Here is an 18,269-nt window from a genome sequence, read left to right as displayed (position 1 = left end):
CTTTGTTGTATTTACTTATTAGAAAAATATGTATCGGATGATTACGAGTATTGCTAATACGTACATGATCCAGTTAACTTCTTTCGCGCGACCTGCTGCGATTTTTAGTAGCGGATAGGCGATGAGTCCTGCGGAAATTCCGTTGGCGATGCTGTATGTGAACGGCATCAATACGATAACGAGGAATGCAGGGAATGCTTCCGTCCAGTCATCGAACTCGATATTGCGGATAGCGCCCAGCATGAGGGCCCCTACGAGGATGAGGATGGGAGAGGTCGCAGCATTCGGCACAAGAGATACCAGCGGAGCGAGGAGCAGACAGATTAAGAAGAGAACACCTGTGGTTACCGCTGTCAAACCTGTACGCCCGCCGGCACCGACACCGGCTGCGCTTTCAACAAAGGCTGTAATCGTAGAGGTACCGAGCAGCGCGCCGGCACTGACACCTATGGCATCGACGGTCATCGCCTTGCCGAGTCCCGGGAATTTACCCGTCTTAGGATCTGCGATTTTTGCTTCCGTCGCCGTACCGATGAGGGTACCCATGGAGTCAAATAATTCTACGAACGTGAAGGAGAAGATAATGGTGACAAGGCCCATGTGTACTGCACCGGGAATGTCCAGTTCAAAGAATGCCGCCTTGGAGAAATCAGGTACCGCCAGAATGCTGAAGCCATTCGGTAATGTGGATAAGCCTGTAGCATAGGATATAATTGTCGTCACGAGAACCCCGATGAGCATGGATCCTTGAATATGGCGGGCCATTAATAGAGCCGTAAAGATCAGACTGAAGAGGGCCAACAATGTCTCGCCGTTATGCAGATTGCCCAATGTGAGGAGCGCCTCCGATGGCGGCGGTACTAAGTTACCGTGTGTCTGGATTATTTGACTTAATGAATTCGGTGACAGGCTGATTGAAATGGACATCAGGCCGGACAGTTTTAAGCCGATGATGGCGATGAAGAGGCCGATACCGACCGTGATGGCTACTTTCATAGAAGCCGGTATACCTTCGACAATCATTTGACGCACCGACGTCAAGGTGAGCACGAGGAATACGAGGCCTGAAATGAAGACTGCGCCCAAGGCCGTCTGCCAGGAAATACCCATACCGAGCACGACGGTAAACGAGTAGAAGGCCAGGAGTCCGACACCGGGAGCCAGTGCAATCGGATAGTTTACCAGAACACCCATGGCGATCGTTACGAGTCCGGCACCCAAAGCTGTGGCGATGAGGACCGCATCCTTATCCATGCCGGCGAGGCTTAAGATGTTTGGCGCCAGGAAGAGTATGTACGCCATAGTGATGAATGTGGTGATACCCGCCAGAATCTCGGTTTTAACGGTGGTATTGCGTTCATTAAGTTGAAAAAGCTTATCTAACATCAGATAACATCCCCCCTGCATGAAATTCAAAATTATACATTAATAAAATATTTCGATATAGTTATAGTGTATCATATCTCCCGACAATTTTTGTATGAATTTGTGATATACTAATAGTATATTTTAATCGATTCAGAGGTTATGTTATGAAAATATCTACGAAAGGGCGTTATGCTTTACGGATATTGGCGGATATTGCGGAGCACGGGGAGGAGAAAAATGTGTCCATTCGTGAAATCGCAGGACGCCAGGGATTTTCCGATAAATACTTGGAAGGCATCGTATCTCGCCTGTCAGCGGCCGGCCTCGTTAAGAGCGGACGCGGCAAATATGGCGGATATCGTTTGGTAAAATCGCCGTCCGAATACAATGTATATGAAATTTTATATGCCGCAGAGGACTCCATTGCCCTCGTATCCTGTTTGGATGATGATGTGGAACCATGTCCTATGTTCAATGACTGTTTGACGGCGCCGCTTTGGAAATACCTGCAGGATGAGTTCCGTCACGTAATGGAGCGCGTTTCCTTACAGGATGTGATGGATCAAAAGCTTCCGTATCAATAAAGGGAGTAATAATGACGGTCTTAATGGCGTGTAAATTCATGTCAACATAGCGTGTATACGCATGTCGGTTAATTTATGTTTAGCTGTTAGACCTTAAGAGTCGCGTATTCTTATGCGGCTCTTCTTTATATGTGCATGAAGTAGGAGGCACTATGTATTCAACAGAACAAGATGCTCGAGGAGGCATGCGCAATGTGTGGATTATCACCATCAGTATGACGATACTTGCTGTCTGTTATACTATGATTATTCCGTTCCTGCCGATTTACCTCCTGGAACTTGGCGTATCGAAGGGTGATGTGGCGCTCTGGTCCGGATGGGTGTTCGGGATTACCTTTCTCATTGCCGGCATTATGGCTCCTATCTGGGGTAAAATCGCCGATAATAAAGGAAAGAAGATGATGGCGCTTCGCGCGGGTTTCGCCATTGCCATTTCTTATTTTCTCATCGGGATGGTGACGGACCAGTATCAACTTTTGCTGGGCCGTGCCTTTCAGGGCTTTGCGAACGGATTCTATCCGGCGGCGATGACCATGGTGTCTCTCAGCGTGGACGAGAAAAAGGTGGGCCGTGCTCTCGGTATATTTCAGACCGGACTTATTCTCGGCAATGTGGTGGGACCGTTTTTGGGCGGCGCCGTTGAAAGCATCGTCGGCATGCGGCCCGTATTTTATGTGTCCGGTGTGGCTGTATTCTTAGCGACCGTTTCCGTATGGCTTTTTGTGAAAGAACCGAAGGTACAGGCGGAGAATGATGATACACAGGACAGTAAACCCGCATCCGAAACGACGTCTTTGCGCGATGACTTTAAAACTGTACGACAGCAACCTGTGCTGGTGCGATTATTATGGATATTTTTCTTCATGCAATGCGCTATCATGATGTTGCAGCCGATTTTGGCGCTCTATGTAGGCGACATGCAAGGAACGATGGAAGGGGCTGCCATAATTGCCGGCTCCATCCTCAGTATCGGCGGACTGGCAGGGGCTTTGACGACGAATATCTGGGTGCGTATCGGTGAGCGGAAAGGGTACTTTCAGACTATTTCTTACTGCATGATCGGTAGCGGCATCGTTTTATTACTGCAAAGTTTGCCTGTCGGCATCTGGTGGTTCGGTAGTTTACAGGTGCTCATCGGTTCCTTTATCGTAGGTATCAATCCGTCCCTGAGTGCGGCGGTAACGCTCAACACGGCGCCGGCTTTCAGAGGGCGGATGTTCGGTATGACCACGACGGCACAGCAGTTCGGCTCCATGGTCGGTCCTGTATTTGCCAGCGTTGTGTCCACGTATATGGGTATTGCTTATGTATTCAGCATTACCGGATTATTGCTGCTCTATTTAGGCTTTCAGGCGCGACGCTTATCGGTGCGTCATGACTGATGAATGTGGGGCGGAAAGGAGTTACTATGGTCCGTATCGGTCGAGTTGTACTCGGTGAAAGGGGTACAAAAATTTGCGTGCCCATTGTGGGTACGACTATGAAAGAGATTTTGGATGCCACGGCCTTGGCCTGTCAGGCGCCTTGTCATGTAGTGGAGCTACGCATTGACTATTATGAACGAGCCGATTCTATCGATGCCATCATTGAGTTATTGATGCTCGTCAAACCTCAACTGAAAGGTCGCGGACTTCTATTTACGTGGCGCACCAGGGGCGAAGGGGGCGAGCGCGCTATTTCGGCAGAGGCGTATTTCACAATGTTGGAACGGCTCATCCCGACGGGGCTCGTCGATGCGATTGATATAGAATTCTTTCTTGATCAGGACCGAATGCTGAAAACCATTGAATTTGCTAAAATGCATCACGTTACGGTCGTCATGAGCAATCATGATTTCAGCGGAACGCCGTCTCGTGAGGTTATCGTCAATCGATTGTTACAGATGAAAGAACTGTTGGCGGATGTGCCTAAAATTGCGGTTATGCCGCATACAACGGGGGATGTATTGACCCTTTTGGAGGCGACGGCCGAGGTGAAAGCTCTTTATCCGGCAGACCCTATCATTACTATCGCAATGGGCCCGCTGGGGGCTGTGACACGCACTGCAGGAGCTTTGTTCGGTAATGCAATGACATTTGCCTCGGCAGGAAAGACATCCGCACCCGGCCAAATTGATGTACATGCATTAAAACGTATCCTCGATACTACTGATGTGGACGGTATCTTTGATGAACAGCAACATCAACGCGTAAAAGTGCATTAAAAAAGTCGGCGAAAGCCGACTTTTCTATATTCTTGCCTTGTGCTAAGATTCCTAGAGCAGGTGTGCCTCAAAATCCTCTATGATACGCGCTACTGTTTCCTGTATGTTGCGATGGTGTTTTATGATGCATTGTGCGAAGGCTTCGTACATCGGTGCACGAACTGCTTCTAATTCGCGCAACCGGTCGATACCACCTTGGGAGAGAACACGTCCTTCCGTGGAAAGCCTTTCGACCGGTTGGGTCAGTTGGTAGATGCGGCCGTTTTGGCGCAAATGGGTGAAGTTTTGAGGTATCGTAACGCAGCCGCCGCCGGTTGAAATGACAAGTCCCGTTTGTCGGCCCAATTTGGCAAGTATTTTTGTTTCTTCCTTTCGGAAGGCGTCCTCTCCGTTGTTTGTAATGTAGTCGGAGATGTCGCCGATTTCTTTTGTCAGTTCCTTGTCAGCGTCAAACCATTTGCGATGTAAGGCATTGCCGAGGGCTCTGCCTATCGTAGTTTTACCGACACCGGGCATACCGATGAGGATGATGTTTTCCTTTTCGTGACGAATGTCGCGTAAAATCTGTTTAATTTCAGCGGAGCCGAATCTTCTGCCTTGGAAATGCTTGGCCGCCTCAACGCCTTGCGCTACGAGGAAAGGCAGGCCGTCGCTGTAAGGAATATCCATCATTTCGGCCTGTAACAGAAGTACGGTGCGGTGCGGATTGTAGATGAGATCCACCACACCGGTGAGGGCCGTGAAGTTTGTTATGTCAATCAGCGTCCGGGGGCTGTTCGGATACATGCCGACCGGTGTGCAGTTGATGATGACCTGAGCGGTGTTCTTGAATTGCTCCATATCTTCATAGAATGGCGACTCGTGACGAGATATATGGATGATAGAGCGGGCACCTAAATCCTCAAGGGCGATATGGACCGTTTTGGATGAAGCACCGTCGCCGAGGATGATACATTCTTTATTTTTTACATCGATGCCTGAATGCCGCAATGTGAACACAAAGCCGTCATAGTCCGTATTGTATCCGTACCAGTGTCCGTCGCGGCGCACCATGGTGTTGACGCAACCGATACGTTCCGCCCGTGCATCTACGAACGCACAGGCTTCGAGGGCGTTGATTTTATAGGGAATGGTGATGTTGATGCCCTGTAAATCGGGATCGTTAAAGAAGTCCCGCAGTTCACCGGGTTCGCGTTCAAATAACTCGTAACTGTTGTTTCCCAATGCTCCGTGAATGCGTGGGGAATAGCTGTGCCCCAAGGTGCGGCCGAGTAAACCAAATTTCATAGGACCTCCTGATCAGGTTTATAAGTAGATAATGACTAATAGAGACTGGCGCCTCTATCAGTCATTTATTATTACATGTATATGCGTTAATTTTCCGGATAGTTACCGAGCAGGCGGAATTTATCCTGCGATGTGTGCAGTTCCGCAAGGACGGAAAGTACTTTAGGATCCGCCAAGGAAGCTTCCAAATCGAGGTAGAAGAGAAATTCAAAGTTATGTCCCACAATCGGTCTTGATTCCAGCTTCGTCAAGTTGACGCCGATATTGGCGAATTTTGTCAATAAGGCGCCGAGTCCTCCCGGTGCATGGTTCGCTGAGGTTACGACAGAGATCTTGTTGGCCCCCGGGTATACATGAAAGTTCTTGCTGATGCAGATGAATCGCGTATAGTTATTGTCGCTGTTCTGGATGTTGCGCGCAATAGGGGTTAAATTGTACAGTTCCGCACATTGCGGCGCCGCGATAGCGGCTACGCCCGGATCATCACTGGCGGCTACGAGCTGTGCGGCACGTGCCGTATTGTCGAAGGAACGCAAGGTGATGCCTTTTAGGTCTTCCAGGTACTGACTGCATTGTCCCAGTGCCTGAGGGTGTGAAATGATGGTATGAATATCGGATAATTGAGTTCCCTTTTTTACGAGTAAATCGTGAGAAATCCAAAGGCGTGTGCCGCGTACGATGTAGCATTTGTGTTCCTCTAAGAGGTCGTAAACCTCCTTCACGGAACCGTTGGAGCTGTTTTCGATGGGTAACACGCCGAATTCGCATTCGCCGGATTCGACCGCATCAAATACGGCATGAAATCCCGTTACATAATGAATCTGGCTGAGCGGCAACAGGCGGTCACACGCCATTTGAGCATTGCTGCCGAATACGCCGGCACAGGCTACGCTGCCACGTTGCGGCGGTAATGTAGGGGATGCTTCCACGGCGGCTTTCATTTTCCGGGTGAATTCCGTATTTTGGAATAATTGTTCCGCCTGATAGGTGCGGCTTAAACTGAAGAGAGTTTCAAAGAATCGGCGAGCGTACAAATCCATGTCCGGCCCCGCTTCTAAGGTGACCTTATCTAAAATATCGCGTTCCCGTTTCGGATCGTACACGGCTTTGTTCATCTCTTTTTTTGCCTTCGCCACGTCTTTGGAGAGAGCCATACGTTCTTTGAACAGGCTTAACATCTGTTCGTTGATATCATTGATTTTAACGCGTAATTCATCTAAGTTCATGGTCAATATCTCCTAGAAAATCTAACAGTACGAGGGCCGTAACGGCTTCGATGACGGGAACGGCGCGCAATGCTACGCACGGATCGTGGCGCCCTTTTATGGTGAGCAGTGTGTCCTCTTCTTTTGACAATGACACGGAGTGCTGCTCTTTGTAAATGGACGGGGTCGGCTTGATGCCCACCTGCATGACGAGCGGTAAACCGTTGGTAATGCCGCCCTGGATGCCGCCGCTGTTGTTCGTCGTGGTCGTTACGGTATGGCCGTTCATGGTGAAAGCATCATTCATCTCGGACCCTAAGGCGGAGCACATGTTAAAGCCGCCTCCAAATGACACGCCTTTTATGGCAGGCACACCGAATATGACTCGGGCCAAGCGGTTTTCGATACCGTCAAAATTAGGATTTCCCAAACCTGCAGGTAAACCTGTAGCGATGACTTCTATGATGCCGCCGGTGGAATCACCTTCGCCTTTTAATTTCAGTACGAGACTTTCAACAGCTTGCCGTTTAGAAGCGTCCAGCATGGCGATCGGTTCAGTTGCAATATCGGCGAGGGCGTCCATATTCGGCTTGACCATATCGATAGGTGCATCCTGAATGGTGCCCACCTGTTTTAGATGACCGTGAATGCGGATGCCTTTCCGGGCGAGCAGCTGTAATGCAATGCCGCCGGCAACGCAAAGAGGTGCCGTAAGACGCGCCGAGAAGTGTCCGCCGCCGCGCATATCCACCTTGTCACCGTAGCGCATACGAGCTGTAAAATCTGCATGGGACGGGCGGGGAATATCCCGTAAATTGTTGTAATCGCCGGAGTGCTGTGACGTATTGCGAATCATGAAGGCCAGCGGAGAGCCGCTCAACATATCATCTACGAGGCCCGATAAAAATTCCGGTACATCCGATTCTTTACGTTGCGTCTGGAATTGGTTTTGCCCCGGCGCACGACGGCGCAAGAATGCCTGCAGTTCATCTCGGTTGATGTGATAACCGCAAGGCAGGCCGTCCACGACGCCGCCGATGGCATAGCCGTGGGAGGCACCGAAGGTGGATACCTGAATTGTTTTACCGAAATTCGATGACATATGTCCTCCTGATATCGATTGAAAAGTATTTATATTGAAATGAGGTGATTGAGATTCGTGTAATTGACAGCGTATTTCTATGGTAAACCGTGTCTTTCAATTGCACTTTAAAATGAGTTCAACAGATCGGCGTAGCCGAACCGCCCAAGAGATTCCAGTCCGTGAAGAAATCCGGATAGGATTTCGTGATGGCTTCGCTGTCTTTGAGCCGTACCGGATCCGTACTGATGAGCGCCATCAATGTGCCGGCCATGACGAGGCGGTGATCATTGACGCAGTCTGCAAGGCCTCCTGTGAGGCTTCCTGTACCTGTAATATATATATTATCACCTTCCTGGCGCACCGTGCCACCTAAATCGGACACGAGCTTTGCCACTGCGTTCAGCCTGTCCGATTCCTTGAGGCGCAGTCGGGCACCGTTGATAAAGGTGCTTTCACCTGAGATAGAACAGGCGAGGGCCGACAGAACCGGCAATAAATCGGGACATTGTTCGAGATCCACCGTCAATGGCGTAGTGGCGCGACCCGATACGGTCAGATTTGATCCGTTCCATGTAATAGTCGCACCCGAGGCGCTGATGATATCCATGATGCGTCGGTCCGCCTGTACGGAGTCCGGATTCATGCCCGTAATCGTAATGGATTCGCCGGTCATGGCCGCAGCGACCATCCAAATAGCCGCATTGGACCAATCGCCTTCAATCTGATAATGGTTTCGTCCTACGAACGTGGACATATCATTGATGGTGAAAGTCTCGTTCTGTGTGGCTGTTGCTTCCTGGTGTTCAACCGTGATACCGAAATCCGTCATCGTCGTCAATGTCAATGTCACATAATCTCGGGATTGCAGAGGTGTCGTAGATGTAATTACCGTATGACCCAGTTGAGGGGCGGCTAACAGTAAACCGGAGAAAAACTGACTGCTCACGTTACCGACCATGCTGAAATCGCCGCCTTTGAGTAATCCTTTCATCGTGAACGGCGGCGCGTCTTTTGAAAATTGTACACCGTGACGCTTCATTTCGCTTAATAAAGGTTCCAACGGGCGTTCCGGTAAGCGCCCTTTTGCATCGACCTTCACTGTATCGCATAGAGAGGCGGATACCGGTAACAGGAGCCGCAGCGTGGTGCCGGACTCATGCGGAAGTATCTTGCCTACTGCAGGGGGCTGATCGGGATTGACGGTAACGATTTTCTGTTTATAGGTTATATCGGCACCGAGGGCGCGCAATGAATCCATAGTAGCATCAATATCTCTTGATGTACGGCTCAATACAATTGTAGACGGTGTCGGCGCCAGTGCGGCGCATATGAGCGCCCGATGGGCGTGCGCCTTAGCGGGTATGGAGTCGATGGTGCCCCGTAAGAGGGCGTTCGTTACGGAATACATGTCATCTCCTTTGTAGATAATACATTATATTTAACATCTATTTTATAAGATAACCTTTGAGTTCTTCGTGAGTAACCACCTTGAGCTTACTGTGGCCGTAGTCAGTAGGCACGACGATTTTGATAGTCTCTCCCTGACTTTTTTTATCGTGTTTGGCCGCTTCCAGTAATTCATCTGCTGTAATGGACGTTTCTGTAGGTAATTCATGGGTTTCTAACAGGTTCTTTAATTTCGTTACGACTGCGGGATTGAGGTCATCGTGATGTACGGCCCCTTGTGCCATTAAGACCATGCCGATGGCTACGGCATTCCCGTGAGGAATTTTAAACCGGCTCGCCTTTTCGATGCCGTGACCGAAGGTGTGCCCCAGATTGAGCAAAGCCCGTACGCCGGATTCCCGTTCGTCCTGTTCGACGATATCCGCTTTTGCCTGTACACAGCGGGCGATGATATCAATCGCCTTTTCCTGGTTTTTTAACAGCGGTTTATTTTCCAGCTGTGTCAGCAGACCGGGTACGTCGAGGAATCCGTATTTGATGATTTCCCCGCATCCATTGATCCATTCTTTTCGAGGTAATGTATCGAGCGTTGTCGGATCGCATACTACCAGGATCGGTTGTTTGAAAGCACCCCACAGGTTTTTGCCGGCTTTCAGATTGACCGCTGTCTTGCCACCGACGGAGGAGTCGACGGCTGCCAACAGGGATGTCGGTACCTGTATGTAATCGATACCCCGCAGATATGTGGCCGCCGCAAAGCCCGCCATATCGCCGACGACACCGCCACCCAAGGCGATGAGCAAGTCCTTGCGCGTTAAGGACTGAGCCGCCATATACTCTATTAGATCGATGAGACGGGGGGCATTTTTTTCGTCTTCTCCGTGAGGGAATACGTAGTCACATACGCTGTATCCCGCTTCGGTGAGGGAGGCTTTTACCGTTTCCAGATAGAGGGGGGCCACATTATCATCGCTGACAATGATGGTTTGGCAGGGATTTTTGAGGGGGTGAATATAGTCGGCGATGTGCGATAATGAATTATTTTCAATAACTACGTCGTACGGTTCGGACGCGTTAATATGGATGCGAAACATAGGAAATCCTTTCTGATTTAACAGTTGGTGCACTCTATTAATGCGTTGTGTAATGCCTGTACCTCTTTCATTAGGCTGTTGAACTGATCGGGACGCAATGCTTGAGGACCGTCGCATAATGCTTTGGCCGGATTGTTGTGTACTTCGATCATGAGACCGTCCGCTCCGCCGCCTACGGATGCCAGTGAAAGTGGTCGTACCATACGGCTCATGCCCGCTGCATGGGACGGATCCATGATAATCGGCAAATGGGACAGCTCGTGCATCATCGCAATGGCCGTCACATCCAATGTATTTCTTGTTTTAGGTTCGAATGTACGAATACCGCGTTCGCAAAGGACGATTTGTTCGTTCCCTTCGCTCATGATGTATTCGGCAGCCATCAACCATTCTTCGTAAGTAGCGGACAAACCGCGCTTTAACAAAATCGGTTTCTTCATTTTGCCGACTTCTTTAAGTAGTGTGAAGTTCTGCATGTTACGTGCACCGATTTGAAGCATATCTACATTATCGAAGTATTGCAGTTGGGAAATATCCATTACTTCCGAAACGATCGGGAGGCCTGTTTCTTTTTTTGCAAGTTCCAATAATTCGAGGCCTTCAGGGCCCATGCCTTGGAAGGAGTATGGGGATGTACGCGGTTTGAAAGCTCCGCCGCGAAGAATCGTGGCACCTGCTTCTTTACAAGCTTTTGCGGTTTCTAAGACCTGTTCCGGAGTTTCCACGGAGCAAGGCCCCGCCATTACGGCAAAGTGACCGCCGCCGATGAGGGCGCCACCAACGTTGATGATGGAATCATCCGGATGGAATTTGCGATTTGCCTTTTTGTACGGCTCCTGTATACGTGTTACTTTATCTACAAAATCAAGAGATTCGATTTGCCGTGCATCAAGAGATGCCGTGTCGCCGATAAGACCCAGGATATTGTAACGAGTGCCTTCTACAGGATGGATGATGAAGCCCTGGTCCTCTAATTCACTGCGTAAACGGGATACTTCTTCCGCGGTTGCGTTCTGTTTCAATGTAATAATCATGATAAACCTCCTTATCGACTACCGGTGAATAGTAGGGCTAACCATACGGGACGGCAAATAAAAAAGGGCCACCCGTATATCTGATACGGGTAGCCCTTTTAACTATTCCAAGCCACCGATGATGACATCTAAATCAGTGCAGCTCAAATAGTTCCTTACCCGTACGCTGGATAAAGAACCAATAAAAGTATTGTTTTGCCGCGTTGATTCGGTTAATCATCGTTAGTTGCTCCTTTCTAAATTTGATAAATACAGTATAAACCCATTTGAGAACAATATGCAAGCTAAAAATCAAAAATTCATTTAATTTTTAAAAAATTCATGTAAGAAATATATTATGCGGTATGTAATTTAATGTGAAAGCTATATTGACTTTGTTATAATAAAAGTAGTGTATTTCGATACGTGACATATGCCGAAATAACCTGGCATATGTATTCCACTACTTCTATATATATCTTATAGGGACATTATATGAGAAGGAACCTTTATGATCATTCAGATTTTAGATACGATTAACGATGATATTAAGCAGATTCGCACCGATGTGTTTATAAAAGAACAAGGCTTTGAAGAGGAATTCGATGAAATTGACGCAACAGCTAAATTCATTCTGTTATGGAGTGAAGGTAGAGCTGTCGGTACATGTCGATTTTTCCCGGGGACGGAACCGGGAGAGGCGCATGTGGGACGAATGGCAGTTCGTAAAATTCATCGAGGCCAACATCTGGGCGAGAAAATTATGAAAGCCGCGGAACGGGCGATCCGCCGGGAGGGATTTACATCCTGTTCCCTGTCTGCACAGGTGCAGGCGCAACCGTTTTATGAATCCTTGGGATATACGGCGGAAGGCGATACATATCTTGATGAAGGCTGTCCTCATATTCTGATGAGAAAGGTGTTGTAGGGAAAATTTTATTTGAGTTCCTGCAAATATGCAATCAGTTTTTTTAATGTGCTGTTGACATATGTATTGTTCGGATACACCACGGCTACGGTGGCGGTGACGGGAGGATCTAGGGAAATCAGCCTGATGTCATTCCTTTGAATCGGGGTGGGCGTAAGTAAAAAGGAGATACTGTTTGTTTTTACCGTCATATCCAGATTGTTGTTCACCTGGTTTGAAGACATGACGATATGAGGTGTGATTGCCTGTTTTTCTAATTGCTTCGTAATATATTGTCTGTGAAAGGAGTCGAGTTGCATCATGATTAATGACTCATTCTGCAGCTCTTCAAAGGCGATCTGGGCATGGCCGGCTAAGCGGTGGCCGACGGGAACGCAAGCTTTATATTCTACATTCATGAGCGGTACCGCTGTTAGATTGGAAGGTGTATTATGAGCGATAATAATGGCCATATCCAATTCGTTTTTACTCAATTTATGTTCCAGACCGACAGAGCCTTCTTCAACTATGTTTAATTCCCAAGCGGGATTTTCTTTTCTGAAGTGATTTAGTAGCGGCTGTATCATAAATGAACCGATCATGGGAGGAATGCCTATTTTTAATACCCCGTCGTTCTTTTGGCCTAAGTCCTTGACCTCCTCCAGAGCATTAGATAAATCTTTCAAAATAGGCCTTAGACGCCTGTATAACAATTCTCCCTCTGCAGTGAGCGTAACGGATTTATGTTGTCTCTCAAACAATGTTACACCTAATTCCTCCTCCAGTTTTTTTATGGCTACTGTCAGGTTGGGTTGTGAAAGATATAGTTGCTGTGCTGCGTAGGTTATGTTTCCGGTATCGGCGATTACTAAAAAGTACTCTAAATATTTCAGTTTCATAGTTTTACTCCATGTCATGATAAATCTGCAATAAATAATATTTATTGCAAAAATCATATAACATATTTCACTATATGTAAAGACGTCTCTATAATGTAGACAGAAAACAAGATTACTTTATATTCAAGTGAAAGAGGTTATAGTATGCGTATTATCAATACTGATGAAATTGTACCGATTATTGAGAAACTGGCTATTCAGGCATGCTGTTGTTTAAGTGACAATGTGATCGATGCTTTCAAAAAAGCCTTGAAAAATGAGGAATCTCCCATAGGAAAAGATTCTCTGGAAATTATTATTGAAAATAGTGAGTTTGCCCGAGACAATATGATGCCATGTTGCCACGATACGGGGATGGCCGTAGTCGTTATGGAAATAGGTCAGGAGGTTTCCTGGGATGGTAAACCGTTATATGACCAGGTGGAAGAAGGTATTCGACGGGGCTACGAAAATGGATATTTGCGTAAATCCGTTGTAGCGGATCCTTTGGAACGGGTTAATACAAATGATAATACACCGGTTATATTTCATCCGTCTATCGTACCAGGTGATAAAGTCAAAATTACTGTTATGCCAAAAGGTGGTGGCAGTGAGAATATGGGGGCGTTTAAAGTCCTGTTACCCGGGGTCGGTGAAGAAGGTATTAAAGAGTTTGTCCTCGAAACAGTGGCTCGTGCCGGTGGTAATCCGTGCCCTCCATATATTGTCGGTATCGGTGTAGGTGGAACGATGGATCAATGTGCCTGGATGGCAAAGAAAGCATTGCTTCGAGATATTGGCGAGCGTAATCCAAATCCTCGGTATGCAAAACTAGAGGAAGATTTGCTAGAAGCGATTAATAATACCGGTATTGGTCCAATTGGTTATGGCGGACGCAGTACGGCACTTGATGTGCATGTAGATTATTATGGTGTTCATATTACGGCCTTGCCGGTAGCAATTAATTTTCAATGTAACGCAGCGCGTCAAGCGACAGCAGTCTTATAAGGAGGTTTCTATGAGTATAGAAGTTCAATTACCAATCACAAAGGAAATGGCTAAGACTTTTAAAACTGGCGATGTATTATATCTAACCGGTTATGTTTATACATGCCGTGATGCAGGGCATAAGCTTATTTCTGAGGCGTTAGAACGAGGAGAATCGTCTCCTGTGGATTGGACCAATCAACTTATATACTATGCAGGTCCATGCCCTGCACCTCCGGGAAAAGTTTTCAATTCTAATGGTCCTACTACGGCAATCCGCATGGACCCATATGTAGAGATGATGCTTAAATTAGGTGCTACTGCAATGCTTGGTAAAGGCGTACGTGAACCATATGTGGCGGATCTTTGTAAAGAATACGGAGCCGTATCACTGCTTGGTGTGGGCGGTGCCAGTGCTATTAATGCGGCTCGTATAAAATCGGCTGAAATTATGGCATACGGAGAACTTGGTACAGAATCCATCAAAAAACTTTACTTCGATCGGTTCCGTGTTATTGTCGGCATCGATACGGAAGGTAATGTATTGCAAAATCAGGAAATCCCGAAATATAAAAGATAATTGGAAAAGAGACCGGTTCCGGATCGACTTATTACAGTAGGGGGCGGCTGAGAAGAATAGCACCTTTTCAAAAACGACTTGGCGCACGAAGTGGTGGCCTCGGAGGTTTTTGGAAAGGTGCTATTCTTATTCATACATATAAAATTAGAGAAAATTGACTATATTATTCTAAATCGTCGAAATCGAATGCCGCCGCCTTTGTATAGTTCGTCACTTTCGCTTCAAAGAAGTCCGTTTTCGTACTGTTCAAATTGGAGAAGCTTTCAATCCATTCCATAGGATTTTCCTTGACTTCAGGATATAGATGAGGCAAACCGATCGCTTCTAAGCGGATGTTCGCAAGGTATTTGATGTAGCGTTCAATGAGGACGTTGTTGAGGCCGAGGATTTTGTCGTCCGTAATGTATTGACCCCATTCGATTTCATTTTCCGCACCTTGGCGAATCATGTCCGTAATTTTTGATTCCAGTTCAGGAGTGAACAGATCGGGACGTTCGCGGCGCAATTCGCGGATGATGTTTTGAAACAATACAAGATGTGTCACTTCATCGCGGTTGATATATTTAAAAATCGTGGATGTAGCGGTCATCTTGCCTTGGCGTGCCAAGGTGTAGAAGAAGCTGAATCCGGAGTAGAAGTAGATGCCCTCCAAGATATAGTTCGCAATGATCGTGTGAATAAGGTTTGCTTCGCTCGGATCGTCGCTGAAGCGTTGGTATGCGTCGGCGATGAAGCGGTTACGGGCGAGCAGAGTCTTGTCCGTACGCCATTCGTCATAAATCTTGTCGCGTGTAATCGGATTCGTTACGGTATCTAAAATATAGGAATAACTTTGCGCGTGAATTTCCTCCTGGAACGCCTGGATGTTCAAGAGGGATGCCACTTCGGCGGCCGTGATGTAGCGGCTTAAGTTAGGCAGGTTTTCCGATTGAATAGAGTCGAGGAAATTCAGAAAGGAAATGATTTTATCGAAGGCGCGACGTTCGTTGTCCGTTAAGTATGGGAACTGTTTTACGTCCTCGTTCAGGGAAATTTCCTCAGGAATCCAGAAATTATTGAGCATGGTGCGATACATTTGGTTCGCCCAGTCGTATTTGATGCGGTTCCATTCGCGCAGATTGGTCGTGTTGCCGCCAATCATGGCCTGTGTGCCGCGGTCGCCGTTTTCATTAAATATGAGTTTTTTATCCATGATAATCTCCTGTATACAGCGATGCGACCTATAGAATATAGGTCGTCATCAGATTTATAGTATGGGTGAAAGTCTCCACAGAATGCCGGCTTTCACAGAAACTGGTGCTGCTCGATTAAGAAGAGCAGCTCGTACATTCGTCCATTTCAAGGGACTGGTTGCGGATGTAGTAAATTGTCTTGATCCCCTGTTTATATGCCTCAATGTAAAGGTCAAGGATTTCTTTCGCCTTCATCTGCGGAGTGATATACAGGTTAAAGGACTGTGCCTGGTCGATGTGACGTTGACGAACGCCGCAAGCCTTGATAGACCATTGCTGGTCGATGGTATGAGCCTCTTTGTAGAGCCAGAATGTTTCGTTGTTCAAATCCGGCGCCGTTTTCGGTGTGAAAGAACCCTTTTTTTCTTCGATGAAGAATTTTTTAAAAATCGGGTCGATGCCGGCCGTGGTATTGGCGATGTTAGAGGTGGATCCCGTAGGGGCCACAGCCATCAGATAACCGTTGCGGATGCCGTATTTAGCTACATCGTTGGCCAACTGGTTCCATCGGTCGGATGTATAGCCGCGGCGTGTAAAATATTCACCCGTTTCCCATTCGGACCCTTTGAAAGCAGGGTAGGCACCTTTTTCCTTAGCAAGCTCCATAGACGCTTTAATCGCATAGAAAGCGATGTCTTCGAAGAGTTTATCCGCTATTTCGATGTGCTCATCGGATTCCCATTGAATCTTGTGGTTGACGAGGTAGTGGTGATAACCGGATGTACCGAGGCCGATGGCGCGGTATTTATCGGATGTTATGCGGGATTCCGGTACAGGTGCCTGATTGATGGAAATAACATTATCGAGCATTCGGATCTGAAGGGCGATGTTCGCCTCCAATTCGTCGTCCGTAATGCGCCCCAAGCTGATGGAGTTCAGATTACATGTCACCATGTCGCCCGTATTTGTTTTCGTCGTGATGCTGCCGTCTTCGTTGATGATTTCTTCATCGAGGTTTGTAAAGCCTACGTTTTGAGCGATTTCATGGCACAAGTTGGATGCGTAAATCATGCCCGCATGCTTGTTAGGATTTGCCGCATTTACCGTATCGCGGAAGAAGATGAACGGAGTACCTGTTTCAACGGCGGAACGCATGATTTTTTTCATCATGTCCAGCGCCGACACTTCGATGCCGTGTAAGTTAGGATCCTGTTCGCACTCGATATAGCGTTTCGTAAATTCTTTTTCGTCATCCGTATCGAAGTAGTCCTCGAGGGAGTAACCCTTTACGGTTAATACTTCATGAGGATCGAAGAGGGTGAAGTTTTCGCGTGCTATCATGCGTTCCATGAAGATGTTCGGAATGGATACGGCAGGAAAAATATCGTGGGCCTTACGACGATCGTCGCCATTGTTCGTGCGAAGTTCCACGAATTCATAGAAGTCCTTATGCCAGATGTCGAGTGTTACTGTTGCGCCGCCTTTACGTTTGCCTAACTGGTCTACGGCGACGGCTGTATCATTGTACAGGCGAATCCAAGGAATAACGCCGCCGGAGGAGTTTTTGAAGCCTCGAATGTCGGAGTTCAATGCGCGAACTTTGCCGAGGTAGATACCGAGGGCGCCGCCGTGCTTGGATACGCGAGAGAATTTGCTGTTTACATCATAAATGGACCACAAATTATCATCCACGCCGGAAATGAAGCAGGATGATAACTGATGGAACGGCGTGCCCGCATTTGCCAATGTGGGGGTGGCCGTCGTCATTTTTAATTGACTCATCAAGTCGTAGAATTCCTTGGCATATTCTACTTTTTTGTCGCCTTCTACGAGTGCGAGATGCATGGCGATAGCCATGAAACGCTCCTGCGGCAATTCAAAAATTTCCTTGTTGAAGCCTTTCACCAGGTAGCGGTCCGCTAATAATTTAAGACCTTCGTAGTTGAAGAGATAGTCGCGCTTCGGTTTGATGTAATCGCCCAATTCCTGCAGTTCGTCAGGCGTATATTCCGTAACGAAGAAGTCGGCGTATTTTTTTTCATCCACCAGCATTTGCACGAGGTTCGGGAAGTTGCCGTAACCGAATGCCTTGTAACGGCGTGTGATAGCAGCTTCCTTGTAGAGATCGAACAAGAAGAGGCGAGCCGCCACGAATTGCCAATCCTGATTCATCTTGTTGACTTGGTTGCCGAAACCGTCATCTTTTTTTGAGATAACCTTTTCGATAGCCGTTTGAACGAGTGTTTTTTGAATTTCCTTGGTGGTCATGCCGTCAACGAACTGTAATTTCGCATCCATTTCCAGTTCAAGCGGATCACAAGAGTCTAGCCCCAAACATGCGAAGGCAATCATGCGTTTCGTTTTTTCAACGGATAACGGCTCGACGTGGCCATCCCGTTTCTTGATCATAATCTCCATTATGGTTCCCCTTACGTCTTAAAACTGTTATTTAAAGCATACATAAGATTAGACTGAAAAATATAAATTATCTTTAATGAAA

General features: G+C 47.4%; 16 protein-coding genes. 6 read left to right on the top strand and 10 right to left on the bottom strand.

What is annotated here, in order from left to right:
• Positions 1-18: 18 nt before the first annotated feature.
• Entirely contained in the window at positions 19-1,386 is a 1,368-nt protein-coding gene (locus tag CKV62_RS08455) for an NCS2 family permease (RefSeq protein ID WP_095066518.1), read from the bottom strand.
• 146 nt (positions 1,387-1,532) lie between these two features.
• Here CKV62_RS08455 and CKV62_RS08450 point away from each other — a divergent pair, with 146 nt between their 5' ends.
• The 3 genes from CKV62_RS08450 (at position 1,533) to aroD (ending at position 4,155) form a co-directional block, all read left to right on the top strand.
• Entirely contained in the window at positions 1,533-1,952 is a 420-nt protein-coding gene (locus CKV62_RS08450; RefSeq protein ID WP_095066517.1) for an RrF2 family transcriptional regulator, read from the top strand.
• Between the two features lie 152 nt (positions 1,953-2,104).
• Complete coding sequence (locus CKV62_RS08445) at positions 2,105-3,334, top strand: MFS transporter (protein ID WP_095066516.1); 1,230 nt, start codon at positions 2,105-2,107, stop codon at positions 3,332-3,334.
• 26 nt (positions 3,335-3,360) lie between these two features.
• Entirely contained in the window at positions 3,361-4,155 is a 795-nt protein-coding gene (gene aroD, locus CKV62_RS08440) for a type I 3-dehydroquinate dehydratase (protein ID WP_095066515.1), read from the top strand.
• A 51-nt stretch (positions 4,156-4,206) separates the two neighbouring features.
• On the opposite strand, the gene CKV62_RS08435 is transcribed toward aroD, so the two are convergent.
• The 6 genes from CKV62_RS08435 to aroF all read right to left on the bottom strand — a co-directional run bounded on the left by CKV62_RS08435 (position 4,207) and on the right by aroF (position 11,266).
• Positions 4,207-5,442 carry a shikimate kinase gene (locus tag CKV62_RS08435; protein ID WP_095066514.1) on the bottom strand — a complete coding sequence of 412 codons (1,236 nt, stop codon included), beginning with the start codon at positions 5,440-5,442 and terminating at the stop codon, positions 4,207-4,209.
• 86 nt (positions 5,443-5,528) lie between these two features.
• Positions 5,529-6,668 (bottom strand): bifunctional chorismate mutase/prephenate dehydratase, encoded by a 1,140-nt coding sequence (locus CKV62_RS08430; protein WP_095066513.1) that lies wholly within the window; start codon positions 6,666-6,668, stop codon positions 5,529-5,531.
• Positions 6,655-7,749 (bottom strand): chorismate synthase, encoded by a 1,095-nt coding sequence (gene aroC / locus CKV62_RS08425; protein ID WP_095066512.1) that lies wholly within the window; start codon positions 7,747-7,749, stop codon positions 6,655-6,657. The genes CKV62_RS08430 and aroC overlap by 14 nt, the downstream gene beginning before the upstream one ends.
• 118 nt (positions 7,750-7,867) lie before the next feature.
• Positions 7,868-9,139 (bottom strand): 3-phosphoshikimate 1-carboxyvinyltransferase, encoded by a 1,272-nt coding sequence (aroA, locus tag CKV62_RS08420; protein WP_095066511.1) that lies wholly within the window; start codon positions 9,137-9,139, stop codon positions 7,868-7,870.
• A gap of 37 nt (positions 9,140-9,176) precedes the next feature.
• Complete coding sequence (gene aroB / locus CKV62_RS08415) at positions 9,177-10,232, bottom strand: 3-dehydroquinate synthase (protein ID WP_095066510.1); 1,056 nt, start codon at positions 10,230-10,232, stop codon at positions 9,177-9,179.
• A gap of 17 nt (positions 10,233-10,249) precedes the next feature.
• Complete coding sequence (gene aroF, locus CKV62_RS08410) at positions 10,250-11,266, bottom strand: 3-deoxy-7-phosphoheptulonate synthase (RefSeq protein WP_095066509.1); 1,017 nt, start codon at positions 11,264-11,266, stop codon at positions 10,250-10,252.
• A gap of 490 nt (positions 11,267-11,756) precedes the next feature.
• Here aroF and CKV62_RS08405 point away from each other — a divergent pair, with 490 nt between their 5' ends.
• The gene (locus tag CKV62_RS08405; RefSeq protein WP_095066508.1) at positions 11,757-12,173 is read left to right on the top strand and encodes a GNAT family N-acetyltransferase; all 417 of its coding nucleotides are present in this window, start codon (positions 11,757-11,759) and stop codon (positions 12,171-12,173) included.
• Between the two features lie 8 nt (positions 12,174-12,181).
• Here CKV62_RS08405 and CKV62_RS08400 read toward each other — a convergent pair whose 3' ends face one another.
• Positions 12,182-13,051, bottom strand: a complete 870-nt coding sequence (locus tag CKV62_RS08400; protein ID WP_169835181.1) for a LysR family transcriptional regulator — start codon at positions 13,049-13,051, stop codon at positions 12,182-12,184.
• 144 nt (positions 13,052-13,195) lie between these two features.
• On the opposite strand from CKV62_RS08400, the gene CKV62_RS08395 reads away from it, so the two are divergent.
• Positions 13,196-14,038: a fumarate hydratase gene (locus tag CKV62_RS08395; protein ID WP_095066506.1), complete on the top strand. Its 843-nt coding sequence runs from the start codon at positions 13,196-13,198 to the stop codon at positions 14,036-14,038.
• A gap of 10 nt (positions 14,039-14,048) precedes the next feature.
• Entirely contained in the window at positions 14,049-14,597 is a 549-nt protein-coding gene (locus CKV62_RS08390) for a fumarate hydratase C-terminal domain-containing protein (protein ID WP_095066505.1), read from the top strand.
• A 163-nt stretch (positions 14,598-14,760) separates the two neighbouring features.
• On the opposite strand, the gene CKV62_RS08385 is transcribed toward CKV62_RS08390, so the two are convergent.
• Together CKV62_RS08385 and CKV62_RS08380 are read right to left on the bottom strand one after the other, a co-directional pair.
• Positions 14,761-15,789, bottom strand: a complete 1,029-nt coding sequence (locus CKV62_RS08385) for a ribonucleotide-diphosphate reductase subunit beta (protein ID WP_095066504.1) — start codon at positions 15,787-15,789, stop codon at positions 14,761-14,763.
• Between the two features lie 115 nt (positions 15,790-15,904).
• A complete protein-coding gene (locus CKV62_RS08380; RefSeq protein WP_095066503.1) occupies positions 15,905-18,187 on the bottom strand; it encodes a ribonucleoside-diphosphate reductase subunit alpha in 2,283 nt (760 codons plus the stop codon).
• Positions 18,188-18,269 lie beyond the last annotated feature (82 nt).

It is taken from the genome of Veillonella rodentium, from assembly GCF_900187285.1.
Lineage (GTDB): Bacteria > Bacillota > Negativicutes > Veillonellales > Veillonellaceae > Veillonella > Veillonella rodentium.
The sequence above is the reverse complement of the archived record's forward strand: the minus strand, read 5'-3'. Positions and strand labels throughout refer to the sequence as shown.

Excerpts from the sequence above, each read along its gene's own strand:
- CKV62_RS08455 (WP_095066518.1), bottom strand. The coding sequence starts at position 1,386 with ATGTTAGATAAGCTTTTTCAACTTAATGAACGCAATACCACCGTTAAA.
- CKV62_RS08450 (WP_095066517.1), top strand. The coding sequence starts at position 1,533 with ATGAAAATATCTACGAAAGGGCGTTATGCTTTACGGATATTGGCGGAT.
- CKV62_RS08445 (WP_095066516.1), top strand. The coding sequence starts at position 2,105 with ATGTATTCAACAGAACAAGATGCTCGAGGAGGCATGCGCAATGTGTGG.
- aroD (WP_095066515.1), top strand. The coding sequence starts at position 3,361 with ATGGTCCGTATCGGTCGAGTTGTACTCGGTGAAAGGGGTACAAAAATT.
- CKV62_RS08435 (WP_095066514.1), bottom strand. The coding sequence starts at position 5,442 with ATGAAATTTGGTTTACTCGGCCGCACCTTGGGGCACAGCTATTCCCCA.
- CKV62_RS08430 (WP_095066513.1), bottom strand. The coding sequence starts at position 6,668 with ATGAACTTAGATGAATTACGCGTTAAAATCAATGATATCAACGAACAG.
- aroC (WP_095066512.1), bottom strand. The coding sequence starts at position 7,749 with ATGTCATCGAATTTCGGTAAAACAATTCAGGTATCCACCTTCGGTGCC.
- aroA (WP_095066511.1), bottom strand. The coding sequence starts at position 9,139 with ATGTATTCCGTAACGAACGCCCTCTTACGGGGCACCATCGACTCCATA.
- aroB (WP_095066510.1), bottom strand. The coding sequence starts at position 10,232 with ATGTTTCGCATCCATATTAACGCGTCCGAACCGTACGACGTAGTTATT.
- aroF (WP_095066509.1), bottom strand. The coding sequence starts at position 11,266 with ATGATTATTACATTGAAACAGAACGCAACCGCGGAAGAAGTATCCCGT.
- CKV62_RS08405 (WP_095066508.1), top strand. The coding sequence starts at position 11,757 with ATGATCATTCAGATTTTAGATACGATTAACGATGATATTAAGCAGATT.
- CKV62_RS08400 (WP_169835181.1), bottom strand. The coding sequence starts at position 13,051 with ATGAAACTGAAATATTTAGAGTACTTTTTAGTAATCGCCGATACCGGA.
- CKV62_RS08395 (WP_095066506.1), top strand. The coding sequence starts at position 13,196 with ATGCGTATTATCAATACTGATGAAATTGTACCGATTATTGAGAAACTG.
- CKV62_RS08390 (WP_095066505.1), top strand. The coding sequence starts at position 14,049 with ATGAGTATAGAAGTTCAATTACCAATCACAAAGGAAATGGCTAAGACT.
- CKV62_RS08385 (WP_095066504.1), bottom strand. The coding sequence starts at position 15,789 with ATGGATAAAAAACTCATATTTAATGAAAACGGCGACCGCGGCACACAG.
- CKV62_RS08380 (WP_095066503.1), bottom strand. The coding sequence starts at position 18,187 with ATGGAGATTATGATCAAGAAACGGGATGGCCACGTCGAGCCGTTATCC.